The sequence below is a fragment of the Streptomyces sp. NBC_00859 genome (assembly GCF_045161865.1).
GTDB lineage: Bacteria > Actinomycetota > Actinomycetes > Streptomycetales > Streptomycetaceae > Streptomyces.
On the sequence record NZ_CP108826.1, the window covers coordinates 6,967,138 to 6,988,506 of the forward strand.

Sequence of the window (21,369 nt, forward strand, 5' to 3'; positions counted from 1 at the left end):
GCCCTCAGTGACTCCGGTGCGTAAGGCGTCGAAGACACTGGTCTCGGTGGAGAGGACGCTCCTCGGCCGGGGACTGGTCCGCCGCGGTGGTCCCGGGAGATTCCCATCGCGGTTCGAGGTGGCCACGTCCTGCGCCGTCATCTAGCGCGCACGCCGTCGACAGTCGGCGCAGGCATGCGCGGACCCTGGGCCGTATCGATGAATTGGTGTGCCGCAGCCGGCACAGGGACCGACCTGCCAGACGCGACAGCCGCAGCGTCGTGATGCTTCGGCGCGCTGTTCGGGGCTGACGTTGAGGCGCTGAGGTTGGCGGGGGATACGGAAGATCCGCTGAGGTACCTCGGGGAAGGTGTGCAAGCCGGATGCGTCAGCATGGTCGCGGCGCGGTCGCCGGTCGTCGAAGACCCGAGTGTCCTCACCGTAGCGACAGGTGGAGTCGAGATCTTCCTCGGTGAACGTCAGAGTCGCCTGCGCCGGAGGTTCCGCGTCGGGAAGCGCCTCGTCCTCGCCGATGATGTTGCGCCAGCGGTCCCGGTCGGCTGCCGGGGCCCACAGCCGGGTCGAGGCCCGGGGGTTGTGCTGGGCAGGGATCTTCATGGGCACGTAGTCGCCTTCGGCACTCGCTGCGACGAGGGCGTCGACCCCGGTGTGGGGCTTGGGTGGCAGGCAGAGCGCCGACAAACTCCAGGCGACGTGTAGCCCACCGCACGAACTGCCGTTGAGCGGGCAGGGTCTCTGAGCGGTTGGCGTGCAGGCCCAGTCCTGTAAATGTCGCACCCCGCCGCGTACGAGCATCGCGCGGTCGGAGGCAATGGCCCGCCAGGGCAGGTCATCCACGCGCACCCAGGGCGCCCGGTCGATCAGGGCCGCCCGGTCATCGTTGGTCACCCATAAGGGCATGATCCCCCGGTCTGCAGCGGCAGTTGAACGCCGTCGAACGGTCGATGCCGTGATCGGCGAGTATTGGGCCTCCCATCCGATATGCCCTGCACTCCCTGATACCAGGACATCATTGCGTATCTTGCCGTCCGTGCTGCGGGCTTCAATCTGCGCGGAAAGGCCGTGACGGTGCGCGGCGCGCGCGATCCGCTCCTTGAGCGCCTTGTGCTTGTCGCTCTCATCGGCTGTCGGTTTGGTGCGCACCGGCAGATGCGCGGCCACCAGGGTCGTGACCCCGTCGACAGTGCGCCGACGAATCGTCATCCACGGAGAACGGTCTTCCTCCTCGGCCCGGCAGATGCCGGTTCCGTGATGCTGCAGACACTGCAGCAACTCACGGTCGCGATGTTCGATCGGCAGGGTGATCTCGTCGAGCAAGTCGGGACGGTCCGGGTGTCCGAGGTCCGCATGCGTTAACTCGATCTTGATGTGATAGCCGGTGTGCCACACGCCGTTCGCCATAACTCAACAGGTTAGGAACCGCCACTGACACTGCACCAGATCGCGTAATCACTAGGACTTTTCCGGCCGATCATGGTTGTGGGCAGTCAACGCGTCAGTTTGAGGCGTGCCGTCTCTGCGGCATGGGACGCGGCTTCGATCAGCCCAAGTTCCCCAGCGAGCGTTCCCACGAAGGCATCGACCGCCTCGATCGCACGGCCCTCTATGGTGTCGGGCTCTGTGAAGCACGCCGCGAACTCTCCTGCACCCATGGTCGCCATGGCGGGTCGACGGGCCTGGTAGTCAGCCCACTCCGGCCTGAAGACGGCGCGCACCCTGTCGAGCTCGGTCTCGTCGATCTCCTCGTGCCGGAGGAGGCGAATTGCTTGCTCGCGGGCCTTCCACGCAGCGATGCGGTGCTGGACGGGGACAGGACCGAAGGGGCCAGGAAGGGCTCGCTCGATCCTCGGTTTGCCCGGATGGCCGATCCACGGCGAGGTCAGCTCCGTGAGAACCGCCGTCAGCCTGGCGATGTCGATCCGCCCAGTCCGCTCGCCCTCCTCGAGGACGAGCTGGGCGGCGCGCCGTTGCTTGAGGGTGGCTGAGGGGTGGGCAAGTTGCTCGACGATGGCGCGGACGTTCTCGCCGCGCCGAATGGCGGTCGTCTGGCCGGCGGCGCGCGCATGGGTACGCCAGGCTCGCCGAGCCTGAGAGGTGAGCACGATCGAGTCGTCGATCAGCCACAGGTACAACACGACGCGGACCAGGCAGCGTTGCGGTATACGTCCCAACGGAGAGCGCTCCCGGGCCTCAAGAAGTCGGGTGAACAACTCGCGTTGCTCGGGCGGAAAGGCTCGCGGATCGCTGCCGTGCGCGCTGGTCTTGCGCGGCTCGGGACTGGCAAGCAGGCCGTCCTCGATCCAGGAGATCACCATCCTCGGACTTGCTTTCACGCCCAGCGCGAGCGCGTCCGCAACCAGATCGGCTGAGGTTCCCTCGACCCACGTGGTGGTCCGATTCCCGTTCACGGAGCCGAACTTACATCGAGATTCGAACCCCGGAAGCTGCATTGAGCGCACGTCCCCCATGAGGCTAGTGGCCAGCAGAAAATGCGCCCCCGCACTGTGGCTCTGCCAGGAACACGCGGTGCGGGGGCAGTTGACCCATCCCCTGAACGGAGACTGTCATGTCCCACCGTACGCAGCGTCCCGTCCCGAAGCGGCGACGCGCACGCCGCCTACTTATCCAGGGCCTCGGGCAGGCGGCGTTCTACGCCGCTTCTGCCACGTTGGCCGGCGGGCTGGTCCGCGAGCTGCTCCACCTGGCCCACATGTCCGCCGCCTCGTGCTGACCTGAACACCACAGAGATGCCGCGTCCGGGCCTGCCGGGCACGGCATCTCCGTGGCGGCCCGGCTACGAGTAGAGGGCTGCAGCTTCGTGGCGAGGAGACACGGAGCGCGCACTCCACAGCGCAGGGCAGTTCCGGCGTAGCGGGGTCTGGGGGCTACTCGGGGTAGAACCCGGTGATGCGGTAGGGCTGTTGCTGATAGTGGACTCGGAAGCCCATGACCCACTCCTCGGACAGGTCATCTACGACGATCAGCCGCGGGTCGGTGCGTGCGGTGGGACGGTGTAGAGGTATGGCTACGGGTACGGGGCACTCACCGAACGGGGACTTGGCATGGAAGGCCGGGGCGGTAACCATGTGCCCTACGAGCGGACCGGTTGGGTGGTACTCGGCGGGCAACTGGTGCAGGAGACCGTCGAGTTCAATGGTGACGGTGCGATGACGCGGGCGGGGGAGTGGGTACGGGTTCATCGCGCTGCGGCCCGGTCGCCGGTGGAAGTGAGGCCGTAGCGCATCCAGGACCGGAGCGCGGCGGCGGTGTGGATCCGTCCGGTGCCTGTGGCCCGGTGCCCGTTGAAGGCCCAGCCGGTGACCTCCAGGAAGGTGCCGTGACCCGTACGGAGATCGAGCGCGAGATTGAGGATGACGGGCCTCTTGGCCACGGCGAATCCCTGCCAGGCCCGCTCCCAACGCAACAACGTGCCGAACTGCGGGTCGTCCCAGACTGTCAGGCGGTGCGCGCGATGAGCGTCACGGCAGTCCAGGATCCACAGGTCGGCGTGGGCCTCTCGGCCGGCGACTTCAGCGTCTGGCAGCGGGCGGGCCTGCACTTCAGCCCTTTTGCCGCAACGCAGTTGACAGTCGGCGCGGCGGTTGGCAACTGGAATCTCGGTGGCCACACCCCACCCTTTGATCTCTTTGTGCCACGCGGATTCGGTCACAGGGCGCCTGCGTAGCGTAGGAGTTCAGCTTCGTCCTCGTCCAGGCCGAGAGCTTGCGGTCCGACTTCGGTGAGCAGGTCGGCGACGGTGAAGATGCCCGGGAGGTTGTCGATGCCGGCGACCAGGCGGTCGTAGCGTTTGACCAGGGCGAGGATGCGGTTGCCGCGGGCCCGGTGCCTCTTTGCTCCTTGGGTGGACTCTTTGGCCTGCTGGTCGAGCCGGTCGGCCTCCCTGAAGTCGCGTTCGGCAAGAGGGGGCAGGACCTCGATGATGCGGTCGAGGTCGTGCAGTACGAGCTGCCGGGCGGTCTTCTCCGTCAGTTCGCCGCCCTCGCCGAGGACGACCTTCGCGACGACCTGGTCGTCGGTGGCGCCCGCGCGTGGGCCCGGAACGCTGGGATCGTCCGGGGCGGTGGGAGTGGTTCCGCAGCTGGGGCCCTGGAGGGTTGGTTCGGTGTGCGTGGCGCCGGGTGGTCCGGCCAGGGCGGCGAGTCGGATCTCTTTGGTGACCTTGTTGAAGGAGGTGGTGCACATCGTCTTGACCGCGCGGTCGAACACCGCGTGGTAGTCAGCGGACAGCACTTTGATTTTCGATCGGACGGCCTTCTGGAGGCGGGTGAACTGCTCGCTCTCGTTCCCGCCGGCGAGAATGCAGCGGAGGGCTTCACGGTCGAGGACGTCGCGCACGGTGTTGGAGTAGCGGCCAGCTGAACTGGGCATGGGTTTCTACTTTCCCGTCAGGAGTCGGATGGTGCGGGGACGCTGCTGCAAGACCCGGTCGGCCCAGGAAGTGACCGAGTCGCGGATGGACTCGACGGACTCCCACACGTCGGGGTCGTTCACGTCTACGAAGTCCTCGGGGCCGAGTAGCAAGATCTCCCTGGCCTTGTGGACCAGCCCGAAGTAGCGGATGGTCCAGTCCGCGTGCGGGTCGCGTTCCTCACGGCCGACGAGCTCGTCGAGCAGGGCTTCGTCCGCACTGGGGGCCGGGCGCATTTGTGCGCGGACGTAGCGCGCGACGTCTTGGTCCTTGAGGACTTCCCGCACGGCCGGTTCCCGCAGCACGGCCAGCACTGCCGCCGGACTCTTGGTCAGCTCGGCTAGGACGGCCTCGCGGACCTCATCTCGGTCGAGCTGGACCACAATCTCTGCGGGAGGCTCAGTCCCGCCCGCCAGGCCCAGTGCCAGGCGGAACTGTGACGCATCCAGCGAAACGGGCCACCCGGCCCGCTCGGCACTGTCGAGCCGTTCGGTCAGCATTTGGACGCGGCGGGCTCGCTCTTGGGCGTCGGTGACGCAAGCGGTGGTCACGCACTTCCACGGGACATGAACGGCGGAGGCAAGCAGCCGTTCGCGAAGCGCGGTTCCTGCAAGGCGCGTCACCCGCAGGTATGTCTCCAGCGTCTCCGTTGCGTACCCGAGCTGCTGGGCCAGCTGTTCCAGGGCGGCGGCTGCGTCCAACGGCGCACGGTCGGCGATCTCGGCACAGATGTCACCGAGACCGAAGCGGGCCGTGAGCTGTGCCCGGGATGCCCGGAGGTCCGTCTCGGCGCAGGCTCTCGCGCGTCTGAGCTGATCCTCGGTGTAGCCGGGATCGGTGGTCCTGTCCGGCTCGATCCATACGTTCTCCATGGCCGGGGACCGTAGGCGGCCCCTGCTGCCGTGCGCGCGGTCTCTCGCCGGATCGGACCAGGCGAAATGCCTGCGACGACGAATCTTGCAGAACCGTGTACTAAGCGCTGAACCGCTGGCGCAGCCGTTTGACTGGCCGTACCGCATGCCTTGAATCTGCACGTAGTTGTAGTCGGATTTGCAGTGAGGCGTACAAGATGAGCACCAGCACGAGCTTTCCCCTGGGCCGGGATTACCCGTCAATTCCCGAGGGAGATCTGCCGGAGGGCCTGCTAGCTCTCTTTGACCTCACCGAGTCCGAGGTCGAGCTGACCCTGACCAAACGCGGGCCGCAGAACCGCTTGGGCTTCGCCATCCAGCTCACCTGCCTGCGGGCCCTGGGCTGGCTCCCCAAACCGCAGGAGATCGCTTCTCTGCCGCGGCCGGTCGTAGAACATGTGGCGGCACAGCTCGACATCAGCGACGGCATGGCCGTCCTGGCCACGTATGGCACGCACGACGGGCTGACGCGGCGTCATGCACAGGAGATCAGGTCGGCCTGTCGCTGGAAGCCGTACGACAAGGGCGAGACAGCGCTGACAAGCATGCTGGTGTCGCGCGCCACATACACGGAGGAGGGAGTCAGGGCGCTCCTGCGGCGCGCAGTCGCCTGGCTGCGGGAAGAGCGTGTCGAGTTGCCCAGCGAGCGCACCCTCACCGACCTAGTCCGAACGGTACGAGGGGAAGCCGACCTCAAGATGTGGCAGGCGCTCCTGGCCCCGCACGCGGACCGGCTGTCCGAACTCGATGGCCTGACCGCAGTCCCGGACGAGGGGCGAAAGTCACTGCTGGCTGAACTGCAGCGCGGGCCGGGCAAGCCAGCCTGGGCGAACCTCGAGCGTGCCTTCGAGCGGAACAATGCGGTGCAGTTGCTGAGGCTGCCTCCTGTGGACCCCCGGGCCTTCTCCCCGCGACGCCTGGCGCACCTCGCCCGGTTCGCCGCGGACCACGAGGCGCAGAGGACGAAGCGACGCGCGGCGACGGTGGCCGCAGTTGGCCGCCTGACCGAGACCGCCGCAGACGACGCCGTCGACATGCTGGTGCACCTGATCGCCAATGACCTCATCGGCAGGGCGCGACGCAAGACCGACAAGGAACGATCGGCGAGCTTCCCCGACCTCGCCTACGCTGCGGCCGTTATGAGGGAGGTCGGCAAGGATCTGCTTGCCGCGCGACACGAACAGGTTGACACCGCCACAGGCGAGATCAACCCTCCCGTGGCGGACACCATGACGCTGAGCGAATTCCTCAACCAGCGTGAGGACCTGGCCGCGTTCGAGGCGGCCGTCACGGTGGCCGGCGAACTGGCGCCGGCGATGGGATCGGACTCGGAAGAGGCGCGTCGCGCCAAAATGATCGAACGGATCGATCTCCTCAAGACATACCTGCCGCACATCGTCCAGGGACTGGCGTACCGGCCTGGCACGCCGGAAGCCAGTCGAGTCCTGGATGCGCTGTGGTCGTTGACCGAACTGATCGACCGCCCCGCCATTAGCCGCGCCGAGGTCGACGAGAGCCTGTTGACCGGGTCGTGGAAAGAGCTGGCACTCCGTGCGCCGCACCTGGCGCCCGACACAGTCGACACCGCCGCCTACGCCTTCTGCGTGGTGGAGCGGTTCTACTCCCGCATCATCCGCCGCGAAATCTTCGTCGAAGGTGCATCGAAGTGGGGCAACCCGGAAGCGGGTTTGCCGTCGGCGGAGGAGTGGGCGGCGCTGCGGGCCTCGGTAGCAAGGAGCCTGGGGCTGCCACTGGGCGCTGCCGATCACCTGAAGCGGCTGGGCCACGAACTCCACACCAAGACCCGTGCGATCGCTGAGCGCCTGCCGAAAGACCGGCAGTTCCAAATCGGCGACGGCGGCCGACTCGTCCTGTCCACCGCGCCTCTTCCGCCAGACCCCCGACTGCGCAAGGTGAGCACGGAACTCACGAGCTGGTTGCCCAAGGGCGACCTTCCCCAACTCATCCTGGAAGTTCTCACGTGGACCCGGGGCGCCGAGGTGTTCACCACACCGCGCGGTGAGACCCCACGCCAACGCGACTTCGATATCACCCTGTCCGCCGCCCTGGTCGCTCTTGGCTGCAACGTCGGCGTCGAGGCCGTCGCCGGCAATGTCCCGGCACTGCACAGAAGGCACATCACCTATGTCATCGATAACTTCCTGCGACCTGATCGCCTGGAAGCACTGAACAACCGCCTGCTGGCACGGCAGTCACAGCTGGCGGTCGCCGCGGCATGGAACGGCGGCCACATGGCATCCGTGGAGGGCCAGCGCATGGTCGCGCCCCCGGGCGCCATCCAGGCCCGCCTGTCTCCCCACGGCGCCGCGTACGTCACCCACCTCACCCTCCTGTCGGGGCAGGCCATGGGCCTCAGGAGCGAGGTCGTCGCCGGATCCGCCCACACCTGCCTGCACGTACTCGACGTCCTCAACGACCGCCGCACCAGCGCCCTCAAGGCGACCAGCACCCGGAGCCAGCACCCCCAGAAGATCGTTGCGGAGGGCGGCCCGCACCAAGAGATCATCTTCGGTCTGCTCGCGCTCTCCGGCTACACCTACGCCCCCACGGCCGCCGACATCACCGACATGACCCTCGCCCGCATGGACACCGCCTCCGGCGAGGACTACGGCCCCCTGCAGCACGCCACTCGCAACAAGATCGACACCGCGCTCATCGCACGGCACTGGGACGAGATGCTCCGTCTCGTCGGGGCGGTCCACCTCGGGCGCGTGCGATCCGCTGACGCGATCCGCATGGTGGTCCGCAACGGCACCCCCACGTCCTTGGGCAAGGCCCTCGCCCACTACGGGAAGATCTTCAAGACCGCACACATCCTGGACCTCATCGACAATCCCGAATACCGCCGTCAGATCGAAACGCAGAGCAGCCGCCACGGCCAGCGTCACGAATTGGCCGCGAAGATCTACCACGGCACCGAAGACCGCATCCACCGGTACCAGACCGGGATGGAGGAACAACTCAGCGCACTCGGGCTGATCGTCAACATGGTCGTACTCTTCAACACCGCCTACATCGACCTGTTCCTCGCGAAGAAGGCCGACCACCTGCGGCCCGTTCCCGACGAAGTCGTCCGGAGTCTGTCTCCCTTCCTCTATCGGCACATCCATATGAAGGGCCGCTACGCCTTCGAGATGCCCGAACTCTCCGACAGCTCCATGCGGGCCGTGGAGGACCTTGACGACGGACCCGACGACACGACAGGCGAGAACACCAACGCCACCTGACCCGCAGCCGCGCCCACCACACTTCACGCAGCCCTGCCACAGCTGCGTGAAGTGCCAAGGAAACGGCGTCAGCTTCCGTGGGTTCTCGGTCACCACAGCGTAGGAAACATGACGGAGGCGGACGAGGGACCCCTCTGACCTGCAGCGAAAGGCGCTATCACACGGTTCAGCAATTTTCGTCGTCGCAGCCTCGGCTGCCCCACCGGTGTCCTCTGGATCGAACAACTCGGGCACGAAGAGCCTTCGCACGGTGCGGGCTGCCGCCGCGGAGGATGAGGCGCAGGTGGTTCGGGCGGGGGGTAGTCGAAGCGGGCGAATCGCGTCTCCCAGTCCCGGAGGTCCGCGCGACTGTATTGCCGTGTACCGCGTGATCCGACTCACGTAATGAGATAGGAACTCTTTGATTCCCGTGTCCGACTACTGAAAGACACCGCGCGACGCAAGCACTCTCTCGGTGACTTGGGAGCGGTGGTCGGCGTGAGCGAAGTCTCCGGAGGCCGGCGCGCCTTCACGTCGGCGTCCGCCGCCAGCCGGGAGCCCCCTTGCCGGCGCCCACGCTGCTCGGGCTCGTGCTGCTGCTCGGCGCGATGTTTGGCGTCTCCTACACGGTGGGGCACGCGGTCGGTCCCGTAGTTCCCGGGATGCACGTGTCGGGCAGCAGTGGCGGAGGCGGCGGGCACGGCGGTGAGCCGGACCCCGGTGACATCGAGATGGATCACGGGAGTGGTCGCTTATGGGCCCTCTTCGTTATGCCCGCCTGCTACGCCCTCTGGCTGGCGGCGACGCCGGGACGCACCGTGGCCGACCGCGTGGGCCACGCCCTGCACGCGGTCATGGGGGCCGCGATGGCCTGGCCGTGGGGGATGGATCTCCCCGCGTGCCCACAGGTGGTCGTCTTCTCGGCGGCAGCGCTGTGGTTCGCGGGTGCCGCGCTTGCCCGCTCCGCGCGAGCGGCGACCGGCACGGCGGCGCTGGTGAGCACCCTGCCCCATGTCGTGATGATGGCTTCCATGGTCTGGATGGCAGCGGCGATGAACGGCTCCGGGATGGCAGGGAGCAGGGGAGGCGCGGCCGAGGATATGCCGGGAATGGACATGTCCGGGACCGATGCCACCAGCGCCATGACGCTCTCGCAGCCCGGCGACCAGTGGACGGCCGCGCTGTTCGCCTGGTCCTCCTGGGGTTCGAGCTGCGCTGGCTGGCCCAGGCGCTCGACGAGCAGCGGCGTACGGGTTCGGCACCTGCGGGGCATTCGCTCGCGAAAGGTGGGCGCGCGAGGCGATCTCGGGCACGACCCCGCCGAAGCGGGCGTGCTCGTCCATGCTCGACGCCTGACCGGACTTTGCCATGACCCGGTTGTACCTGCACATGATGCGCAGGAGTGTGAAGGTGTAGCAGATCCCGAGGTGGCTTCAACCCGCCATTTTGTGTCCAAGTGCACCGAAGGCGTCGTCCGCGAAGATCAGCGAGTCGGGAAGAGTAGTCGACCGAGATCTTCGCGGATCCGTTCTTTCAACTCGCCGGGATTGCTGGTGTGCTCATGGGCGATCCGGATGGTGTGGACGCCGCAGCGCGTCCAATGCCGGTCGCGATCCTCGTCGTCGGCCTTGCGGGTTCGGCCGTATTGGTGTGGTCCGTCAACCTCGATGATGACGGCTCGGCCGTTTCCCAGAACGGTGAAGTCCGGGCTGCGTACGCCGGCATCCCGCAGCTTGGCGGAGGCCAGCGGCAGGATCGCGATGCCGCTCTGGACGGGGCGCTCTCGTTGGAGATCTTGGAGGACCTGGTAGACGGCGAGTTCGGCTCGACTGCCGAACACCAGGTCGTCCGCAGTCGGGTATCCCTGGTCGCTTCGCCTCTCGCGGCGGCCTTGGTTGGTTGGACCGCTGCCTTGATGCCGCCAGTCCTGCGTGATCTCCGGGAGCGGGCGCACGGCAGCTTCGACCACGAGGGACTGCACGTCCTCGCGCTCCAGCAGCTTGAGGACGGTCTCTAGCCTTTGCCAAATCGCCTCGACCATTGCTGTCGTGAACTCTGGCACGAACGCGCGGTCCACGGCGAGGACAGCCTCGTAAGTGGCATCCGTCCAGTTGTCGTTGGGCATCGGATGGAAATAGCCACCGTCGCGGCGCAGCGTGAGTTTCGCCGAGCGGACGAGGTCCCGAGCCAACCCTTCGCCGTCGTCATCAAGCAGATGGTGCGTCTGTCCGAGGACCAGATCGAGCTTGCTCGCGTCGTCGTCCCTGAGCGGCAATGGGATCGTTGGAGTAACGGCGCTCTCTGGGAACGGCGCATAGATGGGCCGCCCGGACATGGAGCCTCGGGGTCGCAGGGCCCAACCGTCCGCCGCCAGGAGCCGGTTCAGCTCGTCGACACGCCTGGCCGCCTCATCGGCATCGGGGCGTACCTCGGGATGCACCAGCCGCGCGAGGAAGGCCAACAACACCTCGTCCGGGCCATCAAGAAGCCGGAACCGCGGATCCTCGAAGACCCAATCGTCCTCCCAGTCGTAGTTGTTGAACCGGTGCTGGATGATGTCGCCGCGGGCGGTCGGGTGGCGCGAGTCGGTCGATGGGAGGGCATCCAGGTCGTACAAGGTGCCCAGAAGGGCGACTTCGTCCAGGCGTCCCCACCAGTCGCCCTGCGCAGCGCGTAGCAAATCGAAGACATCGCGCCGTGTCACCGCTGTGATCCTTGCTGCGTTGTCCTGGTCGGAGTGCGTCATGACACCAGAATGGCTTGCCAGCGGCGCGTCTGCCGAGCCTTCATGGCGGTTGTGGGGTCGCACGAGAGGCGCCGTGGTTGGCGCCAGGCTTCTGTCTGCTCTTCGAGCCGCATCATGCGATAGGCGTGGGTGCATGCGGCGTGGGGCACGTGCCGGGCGCCCCCGGTCGCCCACTCGACCTTGCAGGGGACGTCGGGATTGTGTCGGTGCGTGCTGCGGTCCGTGCGCCCGTCAGCATCCGGACCGCGACAATGTTCAGAAGCCGTTGTACGCAAGGTGTGACGAGTGGCTCCTGGCGGCACATGACGTGCGGGTCCCAGGCCCCGGCGGCCGCCGTCATCCCCTACGGCCTCGTGCGTCAAGATATCGCTCGTAGCGCACACAGTGCCCGTAGCGCACAAAGGCTGGTCGTCCCGCTTGTCCCGGCCGAACCGCTGACCTGCGATTTCTTTCACGTGTTTCTGTTCCACATGTTTCGCGATGACGCATCATGTGGAGTGCGTGGCTATCCTTGAGCCGGTCACGAAGGGCTCCTGACCTGCGGTTTTGCCCGTGCGCATTATGTGCGATGTGGGCGTTACAGGCGATATCTTGACGCTGAAATGACGCTCGTGACGCTCATCTGACGCTCGTTCTGATGGGGTGTCAGGCGAGTCGTCGGGCAGGTCAGGACCTGTCGGGTGGCGTATGTCGAAGGGGCGCCGAGGGCGGGCGACGCTTTGTGAGGAGCTGCTGGTTCCTGATGGTCAGTTGTTCCGGAAGAGACCATTCGCTCAGCTGACCTGCAGGAACGATCGAACACCTGTCGCTGACCTGCGAAAATGGCCTTTCGGCTGTTTCCCGCTCGTGCCCCTTAATGCAGTTGAAAGTCCCAGGAAAGTCCCAGAGGACTCCCAAGGAGACAAGACGTTCTTTCCAGGTCATGCGGGCTGTGCAGGGCGTGCTGGAGCTCAGCGGTTGGGGCCTCTTCGCGGATGACGGGGGGCAGGCCCAGGAGACTGTCGATGGTGTAGTTGTCGAGATGCAGTGCGCCGGATGAGGTGGTCCCCTGCGGACGCGGTGACGACGCGCCCGCAGTTGTAGAGGGAGCGACCTGAGTGGAGCAATCCTCGCGGGAGCAGGGACGACCTGCAGATCGCACGGTTTGCCAGAAGCCTGGCGGGTGTCGGCCGGGTGCTGCGCGACCACACAGCGTTCCGTCGTGCCTGGAGGCGCTGTCCGGATCGCCGTTTCGTGCCAAGGGCAATGTGATAGTGGTAGCGGTTGACGGTGGACCGAATGGGGGAGTCGGAGACATGCGCGATCCGTTGGAGAACGTGGAACTCACGGCGGCCGTACAGGGCTTGCGGGATCAGCTGATGGACGCTGTGCACGCCGCGGACGGCCAGCGCGTCAGGTTCGAGGTCGACGAGATCACTCTGGACTTCTCGGTCGAGCTGCGGCGCGACGCGACGGCCAAAGCGGGGTTCAAGGCATGGGTGGTCTCCAGCGACGCCCAGGTGGGGGTGGCGCAGAGCTCCGTCCATAAGGTGTCCGTAAAGCTGAAGCCTAAGGATTCGGCCAACGGCGGGCCGATCGAGATCGGAAATCAGGCTGAAGTTGACATGGGTGACTTCGGGCATCCGTCCGGACTGCGCGAGGGATGAGCACCCGGTCCGTCGAACGCATCGCCATCGTTCAGGGAGCGCGGCAGGGCAGCGGCTTCCTGCTGGACTCCCGCCTGGTGCTCACTTCGGCGCACCTGTTCGAAGGGGAGGGTGAGGTTGCTCGCGTCGCGGTACCCGGAGGGACAGGGACGCACAGCTGCCGCCTCGTGTGGCGTCGCTACGACGAGTCGTGCGACGCAGCCCTGCTCGAAGCGGACGAAGACCTGGTCAGGGGAGGCACGACGTGCCGGTTGCTCGACGTTCGGTGGGGGCGGGTTTCCGGCCTGGCCGCCTGGGAGAACTGCGAAGCGGTAGGCTTCCCGCGGATCTCGCTCCGCGACGGCATGCGGCCGGACACCGAGCAAATCGTGGGCACGCTGAAGCCGGGATCATCCGTCCTGCGCGGCCGCTATGTCCTGGACAGTTCCCACGCCCCGCCGCCTGCGGTCGGCACCTCCGGCACATCGCCGTGGCAGGGAATGTCGGGTGCCGCGCTCTTCGTCGACGAATACCTGATCGGCGTGGTATCTGGGGATCCCGCACAGTGGGGTCACGCGCGGGTGGAAGCGGTTCCCATCTTTGTCGTCGTGGCTGATGTCGGATTTCGACGGGCGGTGGAGGCAGCAGCAGGACTCTGTCCCGAGGTGGTGGAGATCGGCAGGCCCGCGCCGCAGGTGGTGAACGAGGCCGCCGCATCGTGTGAAGGCGACTGGGTCCCTGCCGCCGACGCCGACCCAGTCTCCTTCGGTGTTCATCGCGCGCCGGATGCCTTCGGCCATCCGGACGTTGTGCAATACGTGCCACGCTGCGTCGACGTGCAGGTGGACGCCCGACTCGAAGCGCTGGCGGAAACGGGCGGCATGCTGCTGCTTACAGGGGATTCGGCCGCAGGCAAGTCGAGGGCCCTGTTCGAAGGAATGGTCCGCAATCTTGGGGACTGGTCGGTCTGCAAGCCGGACCCCGACGCAGACCTGTCCTCCCTGCATTCCTCCTCTGGAAGTGATCACCAGAAGGTCGTATGGCTCGATGACCTGCACAATTACCTGCGGTCCGACGGGCTGACGCCGTCCCTGCTGGACCAGCTCGTCCGGCGCGGCATGGTCGTGCTTGCCACGCTGCGCACCGAGTTCCACGAGCATTACACGGACGAGGAGGACGGCCCGTCGCTGTCGCGGAGCACCGGGCCGAGACTGCCGTCCTCGCCGGGCAGAGTGATCCGCGCAGCGCATCACATCACCCTGGACCGGATCTGGACCGAAGACGAGCGGTCGGCTGCGTCGTCGGGCGAGGATCCGCGTGTCGTTGCGGCACTGAACGCCGACAGGGCGCACGGGGTGGCGGAGTACCTTGCGGCCGGACCGCAGGTCCTCAAGCGGTGGAAGGCCGCTTCCCGGGCGAAAGGCAACCCCCGGGGCGCCGCGCTCGTCGCAGCCGCTGTCGCCCTCGCCCGCACAGGTGTGGACACCGCGCTGCCGCCGGAGTCCCTGGAGCGCCTCCACGCGCACTTCCTCGACCGGGCGGGCGGCCCGGCGTTGCGGCCGGAAGGCATGGAGGAAGCCTGGGATTGGGCGTCCAGGATCGTGCTTGGCGTCACCAGCCCCCTGGTACCGGGCCGGGGAGGAACGTGGAAGCCGTTCGACTACCTCGTGTCCGACACCGCGCGAATGTCCCGGCCGAGTGAGCTCCCGGGACAGGTGTGGGACGAGGCCCTGCGCATCGTGGACGACTCGCGCCGTGTACTGGTGGCGACCGTCGCCAAAGTGGCGGGACGGCCGGAAGTGGCCAAGGAGGTGCTCGGCCCGCTCGCGGAACGGGACGTACCCGACGGCCTGATCAACCTCGGGGCGCTGCTGGCCGAGGAGATGGACTATGCCGGTGCCGCCCGCTGCTTCGAGCGCGCTTTCTACCTGGGTGACTCCAGTGGGGCTCACAACATGGGTGCCCTGTCCTACGCGAGGGGGTGTCTGGAAGCGGCACGAGAGTGGTACGAGCGTGCGATCGAGGGCGGGGAACGCGAGTCGATTGGCGCCCTCGGCCTGGTGCACGAAAAGCTGGGGAACCAGGACGAGGCGGCAGCGCTGTGGAAGCGCGGTACCGAGGCTGGCGATCCCGGGAGCGCACTGCATTATTCGGACTGGCTGAGGTCGAAGTGGCAGTCGGACGAAGCCGTAGAAGCCCTGAGAGTCGCTGCGGACGGTGAGATCCCGTTCGCCGCGCTCTCGTACGCCGGCGCCCTCCTGCGGAGGAAGGACCATGAAACGGCGAATGCTTATGTCGCGCGTGCCTACGATGCGGCGGTCAAGCAGGGGAGTCTGGGTGACTCGATCGGCTGCCTGATGGCCGGCGTGACCGCGTACTCCTTCGGCAACGTCCGGCTGGGGGAGGAATGGTGGAGCCGGGCACGGGAGCACGGCCAGCCGTCGGACTGGGTGATCCTGGAAGCCGCGGACGGCTCGGTCGGACTCCCGCACCTAGCCTTCAGCCAGAATTGCCTGGACAGACTCGGGCACGAGGAAGCCCGTTCCCTCATGCAGTTGCTCTGGGCCGGTGACTGCCAGGACTGCGGATACCCACTGGGCGACGGAGTTCCGGCACTCTATGTGGACGACCAGCACTGGGCTGACGCTCGGCTCTTCCACTTCGGACTGTGCCGTTATCCGCACTGGAACGATTCGGCCCTGCTCAGTGTGTCGAAAGAGGCGGGTATCAGCTGGACGGCCTTCACCGCCGGAGTGCCTGTAGGGGAGCGCAACGATGTGGTCGTTCCCGCTTTCGTGATCAATCCCTCTCTCGAGGTGGCGCAGTTGATCCGGAGCGGGGACCGCTGGACGGCCACGTCTGCTTTCGGGCCCCGGTCGGCCCGCGCTGAAGCGCTCAACGTTCGCCCGCTGTGGTCCGGATTGCCGCCCAGGTCGTCCGACGGGCGTGCTTGGGCACTCACCGGTCCCGGTGAGGTCGCGGTGGCATCGTTCGGCCAGCTCTGGACCGCTCCTGCGACCGAGGAGTTCATCGCACTGGTGGAGCAGGACGAAGGAATGCTACTCATCCTGGCGAGCGCTGTCGGGCCGGAGGCCCCGGCCACGATGGAAGTCCTGATGGACGCCCTGGAGTCCTGGGACTCGATGACGAGGTGGGTGCCTCTGAAATCCGAAACCGCGGGTCGGGCCTCCCGAACCACCGCGAGGCGCCCGATGGTTCGGGAGGCGGTCCTTCGGGGACAGAATCTCTAGATGTCGTGGAAGAGACCAAGCGGCCCTGTGGCCTGGGACGCTGGGCGGATTCGCTCCGCTGACCTGCGCAGATGGCCTTCCGGCTGTTTCACGCTCGCGCTCGTTGACGCGGCCGACAACGGCCGAAGGAGAACCGGATCCGGTTCCCGTTCCCTCACGACTGGGGAACCTCCATCCGACCGTGTCAGCGCTCAGAGACGACGAGCGCCAACTCGCCCTGCCGTCTGGGCTCCGCCGAAGGTCGATTCTGCTGCTGCAGAGACTGCCAGCTGAGGCGGTCCGGCGCGGGTACGAGATGCGGAAGGCCCACTCGTTATCTCAGGGGATGGAGCCCTGACGGGCCGGAACGGCGGGACGGTCGGTGAGGCGCGCATGAGCAGTTCGCCGACCTGCTGCCGGTGACGCATCATGTGGAGTGCGTTGCGATCCTGGCCGGTAGAGTGGCGCTCAATCCATTGCCCTCCTGCCGGACCCCCACTGACCTACGTGGGCTTCGCCACCCGAGACCGTGGCGAGACAGTCAGCGGCTTCCTCCATGACGCACGCCATGCCGTCGGGGTCATCGGCGAGCAGCGCGACCGTCTGTTCGTAGCAGCTCAGGGCTTCTGCGCAGCGGCCCTGTGCGCACAGGCACCGGGCTTTCCAGAGGAGGACCGTCCACAGGGGCACCGTGCCGACGTCGGCTGCGGTCGCGGCTTTCTCGGCCAGCTCCAGCTGTTCGTGGGCCTGAGCGAAGTCTTCCTGTGCGATGAACAGGCGGGCGAGCGCGATGTGCAACTCGACGATGAGCAAGCTGATGCCCCCGCTCACGCGCAGCTGATCGCGCAGCAACCCCCGCAGCTCGTCCTCGGTGCTGCTGCACTCCGCCAGTTCCAGCTGAAGGTCGAGCCGGGTCTGGATGAGGTCGACGAGACTCGCGGGGCTTGCCGGGGAGTCGTTCCCGACCGGCATGTAGAGACTGAGGAGACGGCTGATCAACGTGATGGCCGCGCGTTCACGTCCCCCGTGCAGAAGCAGGCCGAGCAGTTGCAGGGAAATGTCGTGGTAGAGGGGGGAGAGCTGTTCGTCCGCTTCATCGAGTCGGGAGAGGAGCGCACCGTACACGCTCTCTGCCTGTTCCGTCTGACGCGTTTCCGTGAGCGCGTGACCCACCTGGTGAAGCAGAGGGATGCCCAGTTCGGCCGGTTCCGTCTCGATGGCGGACATCAGCGCCTGCGCCTCCGCGGCCGCCCTCTCGTCCTTGCCCTGTGCCGCGAGCACCAGGACAAGGACCGAGTGGATCAGCAACCTGTTGCTCACGGAGCCGCTCGAGCGCAGGCCGCCCAGAATCGCGCGCAGCTGTTCTTCAGCGGCGGGCAGCTGTCCGGTCGACTGCAGGGCGCGCGCCCATCGGAACTGGAATTGCAGTGTTTCCGCGTCCTGCGGCCCTCGCTCAGCGCGGCTCTCTTCGAAGAGCCGGCGAGCCTCGTCCACATTGCCGATGGCCTCGTAGTACTGGCCACGAATCGCGCCGACCACGGGGCGGTTTTCCGGCAGGGCGGCGGCACGCTCCATCATCAACCTGAGCAGTTCATGGGCCTGGCCCCGGTGGTTGGAGGCCAGGCAGTAGCCGTAGGAGGCCCATCCGACTTCGACGAACCAGGCCAACGACTCCACGTCGTTCGCGGGAGCGGAGCGCAGGGCAGCCAGAACATGGGGGACCAGGACCTGCCACCTTCGCCATTGATCAGGCGTATCCGTACCTCCTCCCATCCATCGCACGACGCGGGCGGCGGCCCGCCACACCTCGGCGGTTTCGTCTCCGCCGCGCACCTGTGCCGCGTTGGTCTCCAGTACCAGCGGGTGGGCTGTGAGGCACAAGTTTGCCGCGTTCGCCGTGCCGCTTCCGCCGACCGAGACGTCCACGTCGGCCAGGTTCAACAAGCCCACGTCGACGAGTGCGTCGATGGCCGCCTCGCCCTCTTCGAATCCTTCCGGGAACCCGTCCTCCGGAGCGAGGAGACCGTAGGCGAGCAGCACGGTGGGGAAGGGGGTCGGGGCGAAACACGACAGGACCCGCATGAGCAATCTGGCTTCAGGCAACCCTTGTCGGGTGAGCAGGTCGAGGCTGATCTCCCAGGTGTGGCTCACCAGTCGGCGAAGCCGCTGGTCGTCCGTGCCCGACGTGAATGATCCACCCGCGTCGAGCAGTGGGGCGCCCAGCCGGTCGAGTTCGGCCGTGTACCCGGCGAAGTCCCCCACGGGCCGGACATCTATGACGCCGCGCGCGAAGCCCAGGCTCCTTCGTGTCTTCGCCAGATATGAGCCTGCCAAGTGCAGTCCCAGGGGCAGTCCGCCCAGTCTCGCGGCGAGTGTACGAGCGTCCTCCACCGGCCCGGCGTCTCTCGCCAGGTCAGTGAGGACCTTCGCCCCGTCCTCGGCGGACAGCATGTCCACCGCTCGGCACACTGCTTCCGTTCCCCACAGCAGGGGGTTGCCGACGCGACTCGTCACCACGGTGAGGCCGGAACGACTCGGCCGGATCCACCCTGTGCCGTCCCCCGGCGAGCCGTGCTCCGAAGCGACGACCGAGAGGTCGTCCACGGCGTCGACGACGAGCAGCCAGCGCTCGCCCGCACGGTCCAGACAACGCCACACCAGATCCAGCGCGCTTGAGTGCCCCGCCCATGCGCGACTGAGGCCGTCTTCGGCCACGCCCAGTTCACGGGCCACCTGAGACATACCCGTCAGCAACCGCTCGTTCGTCGTCGCCGACACCCAGAACACCTGATGTCCGAGGTCCCGGGCGTGCCGGGCAAGCCGCAGCGCCGCTGTTGTCTTTCCGCATCCGCCGAGCCCGTGCAGAACCTGCACCTGCTCGTGCCCCTCGGCCAGCGCCCGTTCCAGATCGGCCAACAGGCTGTCCCGGCCATGAAGGCGGGCGGGCAGCTCTCCGTACGGAGGACGCACCGAGTAGGTGCCCGGCGTCGGCCCGGAGGCGGACGGGCCGTCCCCGGCCGAACGGCGAGGGAGGCCCTTGGTCTCACGGCGTCGTTCCCGGTCCGCCGCTGTCCGTCTCATCTGCCATGCGGCCACCCCGCGCCGAGGTGTGCCGGACCTCTGCTGGGCCCTTGCTTCGAGCAGTTCCACGAGGACGGCGAAGGGGCGGCCGTCCTCGGGAACGCTTTTGCCGCTGAACCACAGGCTGAGCTTGCTCTTGCCGAGACTGACCGGAGGACTCTGCTGGCTTCCCCACCGTGCGATCTGGGCGTACGTAGGGGATCCGGCGTTCGTGCGCAGCTGCCCCAGCTCCGTCGCGAGCCGCTTGGCCGCGGACTGGTCGTCCATCCGTCACCCGTTCAGTCCGAACTTTCGTTGAACATCCATTTCACCAGGTCTGGCCTGCGGCGATGTCGGGTTCAGCAGGAAAACGACCCGCTGAACACCGCAGGGATCCGGATCAATGGCCGACGACCGGCTGAAGAGGCCGGACCTTGAGAGAGGACGTGCGGTGAAGGAATTCGCAGCGAAGTGGCGTGACCAGGCTTGGCGGTTCGAGGCGCTGAAAACAGCGGGAGGGTGGGTGGTGTCAGGGCTTGTCCGTGAACTCGTCAGCCGCGGCCTGTCCTTCTGGTGGGGGCCATGAGCCGCAGCCTTCGGAAGGACGCACGGAGGAGGGAGTCGGCCTCAACTCGTTCCGGTCCTCGACGCATGTGGCGAGTGCAGGGTGGAAGATCTCGTGGATCTGGCTAGGTCGCGGGCTACCGCGTGCCTGCTATCCGACGGGGAGCAGCCCCCTGTCCCGCACTATCCGCCCCACTCCATACGCCACACCTGCGCCTCGTGGCTCGTCCAGAAGGGAGTCTCCTCTACGAGGTCCAGCACCTCCTCGGCCTCGAGAGCTTCGAGACCACCCAGCGCTACGCGAACCCTCGGGAATTGCATCAGACGGGCGAGAAGTCGCAGGTCGCCAGGTCACGGCGAGGGCTTGAAGGACTCCGAGGCTACTACGACCTAGCTGCCTGACCAGGCATATTGCCGATCGTGTCCCTTCTGATGCATGATCCTCTCTCCAGAAGGGATGGTCTGGAGTGGTGCATCAGCGCAAGGTGGCCCTGGCCGGGTCAGCTCAACTGGAGCTCGTCTCCGGGGTGGTCCAATTGCGTCCCGAGGACGCAATGTTCGACGCGATGCTGCGGGGCTGGCGTGCTCAGCAGAAGTCGCGGGGGTTGAGGGACGACACGATCGATCCGAGGGAACGACTCATACGCCGGTTCCTGGAGTTCGCGAACGACTACCCGTGGCAGTGGACGCCGGCTCACATGGACGAGTGGTCGGTCTCGTTGACCGGTGAGAGACATCTGGCGCCGTCGACGATCCGCAGCTACCAGGGCACCGTGCGACTGTTCAGCGAGTTCCTCATCGACGGCCGCTACGGCTGGGGCCCTGCCTGCGAGGAAGCCTTCGGCACCTTTCCGATGGCGGTCTGTCACGAGTGGAACACCATCGCCCACCTCAACGACTACGAGGGCGACCCGGAGGCGAAGCCGTTCACCCGCGAACAGCTGCAGCTCTTCCTCGACTATGCCGACGACCAGGTCGAACGAGCGCTACGGGCGAAACGCAAAGGCGCTCTGGCGGCCTACCGCGACGCCACCCTCTTCAAGGTGATCTACGGGTGGGGACTCCGCCGGACCGAGACCTCCAAGCTCGATGTGGTCGACTTCGGGCGCAACCCGCAGGCCCGGCAGTTCGGCCGGTACGGCACGCTCAACGTCCGCTACGGCAAGGCCAAGAAGGGCCAGCCGCCCCGGCGCCGGAACGTCTTGTCGGTGATGGACTGGGCCGTCGAGGCCGTCGCCGACTATGTCGAGAACGTCCGGCCGCGCTTCGGATTCCCCGACCACCCCGCTCTGTGGCTCACCGAACGCGGTGGACGCCTGCGGCCCGGCTCGATCAACGACCGGTTCGAGGCATACCGCGACGCCCTTGGCCTGCCGAAAGAGCTGGTCCCGCACTCCTTGAGGCATTCGTACGTCACGCACCTGACCGAGGACGGGGTGGACCGCCGCTTCATCCAGCAGCAGGTCGGCCACGAGAGCGACAGCTCCCTGGCCATCTACACGCACGTCAGCGACGACTTCATGAACACTTCCCTGCACAAGGCACTGGCCCCGGCATTCGCCGGGGCCCGATGAGGA

At 66.9% G+C, this 21,369-nt stretch carries 14 protein-coding genes and 1 pseudogene; 7 read left to right on the forward strand and 8 right to left on the reverse strand.

Going from position 1 to position 21,369, the window contains the following annotated elements; genetic code table 11:
* Nucleotides 1–141: 141 nt before the first annotated feature.
* On the reverse strand, nt 142–1,401 hold the full coding sequence (locus OG584_RS30710) for a hypothetical protein (RefSeq protein ID WP_405782715.1): 1,260 nt from the start codon (nt 1,399–1,401) through the stop codon (nt 142–144).
* An 86-nt stretch (nt 1,402–1,487) separates the two neighbouring features.
* A complete protein-coding gene (locus tag OG584_RS30715; protein ID WP_405782716.1) occupies nt 1,488–2,408 on the reverse strand; it encodes a hypothetical protein in 921 nt (306 codons plus the stop codon).
* A gap of 158 nt (nt 2,409–2,566) precedes the next feature.
* Here OG584_RS30715 and OG584_RS30720 point away from each other — a divergent pair, with 158 nt between their 5' ends.
* A complete protein-coding gene (locus OG584_RS30720) occupies nt 2,567–2,731 on the forward strand; it encodes a hypothetical protein (protein WP_405782717.1) in 165 nt (54 codons plus the stop codon).
* 154 nt (nt 2,732–2,885) lie between these two features.
* Here the strand turns inward: OG584_RS30720 and OG584_RS30725 are convergent, their stop codons facing one another.
* From OG584_RS30725 to OG584_RS30740, 4 genes are all read right to left on the reverse strand, one after another.
* Nucleotides 2,886–3,086 (reverse strand): hypothetical protein, encoded by a 201-nt coding sequence (locus OG584_RS30725; RefSeq protein ID WP_405782718.1) that lies wholly within the window; start codon nt 3,084–3,086, stop codon nt 2,886–2,888.
* A 110-nt stretch (nt 3,087–3,196) separates the two neighbouring features.
* Nucleotides 3,197–3,670 carry a hypothetical protein gene (locus OG584_RS30730; protein ID WP_405782719.1) on the reverse strand — a complete coding sequence of 158 codons (474 nt, stop codon included), beginning with the start codon at nt 3,668–3,670 and terminating at the stop codon, nt 3,197–3,199.
* Nucleotides 3,667–4,389, reverse strand: coding sequence for a hypothetical protein (locus OG584_RS30735; protein WP_405782720.1), 723 nt, complete (start codon nt 4,387–4,389; stop codon nt 3,667–3,669). Before OG584_RS30735 ends, OG584_RS30730 begins: the two co-directional genes overlap by 4 nt.
* Nucleotides 4,390–4,395: 6 nt before the next feature.
* Nucleotides 4,396–5,301 (reverse strand): hypothetical protein, encoded by a 906-nt coding sequence (locus tag OG584_RS30740; protein ID WP_405782721.1) that lies wholly within the window; start codon nt 5,299–5,301, stop codon nt 4,396–4,398.
* A 128-nt stretch (nt 5,302–5,429) separates the two neighbouring features.
* On the opposite strand from OG584_RS30740, the gene OG584_RS30745 reads away from it, so the two are divergent.
* A complete protein-coding gene (locus OG584_RS30745) occupies nt 5,430–8,588 on the forward strand; it encodes a Tn3 family transposase (RefSeq protein ID WP_405782722.1) in 3,159 nt (1,052 codons plus the stop codon).
* An 863-nt stretch (nt 8,589–9,451) separates the two neighbouring features.
* Nucleotides 9,452–9,658, forward strand: a pseudogene (locus OG584_RS30750) (DUF5134 domain-containing protein); the annotation flags it as partial.
* 392 nt (nt 9,659–10,050) lie between these two features.
* Here the strand turns inward: OG584_RS30750 and OG584_RS30755 are convergent.
* A complete protein-coding gene (locus OG584_RS30755) occupies nt 10,051–11,313 on the reverse strand; it encodes a hypothetical protein (protein WP_405782723.1) in 1,263 nt (420 codons plus the stop codon).
* Between the two features lie 1,295 nt (nt 11,314–12,608).
* Between OG584_RS30755 and OG584_RS30760 the strand changes: the two genes are divergently transcribed.
* Together OG584_RS30760 and OG584_RS30765 are read left to right on the forward strand one after the other, a co-directional pair.
* Nucleotides 12,609–12,959: a trypco2 family protein gene (locus OG584_RS30760; RefSeq protein ID WP_018491710.1), complete on the forward strand. Its 351-nt coding sequence runs from the start codon at nt 12,609–12,611 to the stop codon at nt 12,957–12,959.
* Nucleotides 12,956–16,189, forward strand: a complete 3,234-nt coding sequence (locus OG584_RS30765; RefSeq protein ID WP_405782724.1) for a trypsin-like peptidase domain-containing protein — start codon at nt 12,956–12,958, stop codon at nt 16,187–16,189. The genes OG584_RS30760 and OG584_RS30765 overlap by 4 nt, the downstream gene beginning before the upstream one ends.
* A gap of 447 nt (nt 16,190–16,636) precedes the next feature.
* Here the strand turns inward: OG584_RS30765 and OG584_RS30770 are convergent, their stop codons facing one another.
* Nucleotides 16,637–19,516 carry a hypothetical protein gene (locus tag OG584_RS30770; protein ID WP_405782725.1) on the reverse strand — a complete coding sequence of 960 codons (2,880 nt, stop codon included), beginning with the start codon at nt 19,514–19,516 and terminating at the stop codon, nt 16,637–16,639.
* 115 nt (nt 19,517–19,631) lie between these two features.
* On the opposite strand from OG584_RS30770, the gene OG584_RS30775 reads away from it, so the two are divergent.
* Complete coding sequence (locus tag OG584_RS30775) at nt 19,632–19,814, forward strand: hypothetical protein (RefSeq protein WP_129286745.1); 183 nt, start codon at nt 19,632–19,634, stop codon at nt 19,812–19,814.
* 445 nt (nt 19,815–20,259) lie between these two features.
* Nucleotides 20,260–21,366: a tyrosine-type recombinase/integrase gene (locus OG584_RS30780; RefSeq protein WP_405782726.1), complete on the forward strand. Its 1,107-nt coding sequence runs from the start codon at nt 20,260–20,262 to the stop codon at nt 21,364–21,366.
* Nucleotides 21,367–21,369: the final 3 nt, after the last annotated feature.